The organism is Actinoplanes xinjiangensis (assembly GCF_003148685.1).
GTDB classification, from domain to species: domain Bacteria; phylum Actinomycetota; class Actinomycetes; order Mycobacteriales; family Micromonosporaceae; genus Actinoplanes; species Actinoplanes xinjiangensis.
On the sequence record NZ_QGGR01000086.1, the window covers coordinates 1 to 1,041 of the forward strand.

1 protein-coding gene is annotated in these 1,041 nt (G+C 67.4%); it reads right to left on the bottom strand.

Annotated elements, in window-relative coordinates; translation table 11 throughout:
- A partial coding sequence (locus tag BC793_RS48625; RefSeq protein ID WP_109603430.1) for an IS630 family transposase occupies positions 1-896 on the bottom strand: 896 nt, incomplete at its 3' end.
- Positions 897-1,041 lie beyond the last annotated feature (145 nt).

Consider the following 1,041-nt stretch of genomic DNA (forward strand, 5'->3'; position numbering starts at 1 on the left):
GCGGTGTTCGCGATCTTTCGTTTCAGGGCGGCCCAGATCCGTTCGACGGGGTTGTCCTGAGGGCTGTATCTGGCGCCTTCGATCACTTGTAGCCGTGGGTGTTCGGCCAGCCAGCGTTTGGTGATGCCGCTGTGGTGGGTGGAGCCGTTGTCGCAGATTACGGCCACGACGGGGGCGTGCGGGTAGGCATCGAGTAGTCGTTCGAGGAAGTAGCAGAAGACCACGGAGACGTTCTTGACGGAGACGTGGTGGTGGAAGGCGCCGGTGGCCAGGTTGATCGCGCCGTGCAGGGTGCGGCGCACGTTCGTGCCCGGGGTCAGGATCCGGTGGCGGATCCCGGCCGGTATCCAGCAGGCTCGGATGCGAGGTAGCAGGTCGAGGTGGGTTTCGTCCTCGGCGAGTACGACCGATCCGGTGGGCAGGGCGGTGATGCGGGCGCGGATGTCGGCGCAGATCTGGTCGCGGTCGGGGTCGCTTTTGGCGATCAGGCGGGGCCGGCACCACCGGGCTTGTTCGCGGATCCGGCGGCGCAGTGTGGACAGGCTCAGTTGTGGGCGGCCCAGAGCGCGCCAGAGCCGGGCGGCGGTCCAGGCCTTCGGTGTCAGCAGCAGCCGGTGGATACGTTCGCCGAGGCGGCGTCCGCCCTTGCGGGGGCGTCCGCTGCGGGGCCGGTCGGGGAGCCCGGCCAGGCCTTCCTGCTGGTGACGAGCGATCCAGCGGCGGACGGTGGCCGGGTCGTAGTGCAGCAGGTCGGCGATCTCGCTCGCCGGCCAGCCGGCGGCGGACAGCACGACGATGACCACCCGGGTGGCGGTACGCCATTGTCCGTGCAGGGCCGTAATCAGTTCGGTGTGTTGCTCGGCCGGGATCCGGGCGTAGACGTGCGCGGGGCGCATACTGGCTGTGACCTCGTCGGGGGTTTCGGTCTGGTGTGGAAACTTGATCCGAACCCACGACGAGGCTTTTCTATCGCTATGTCCTTCTAACCGAGCATGTTCCAGCCGGAGCCGTTACGTGCAGAACCTCTGCTTACGTGCTTAG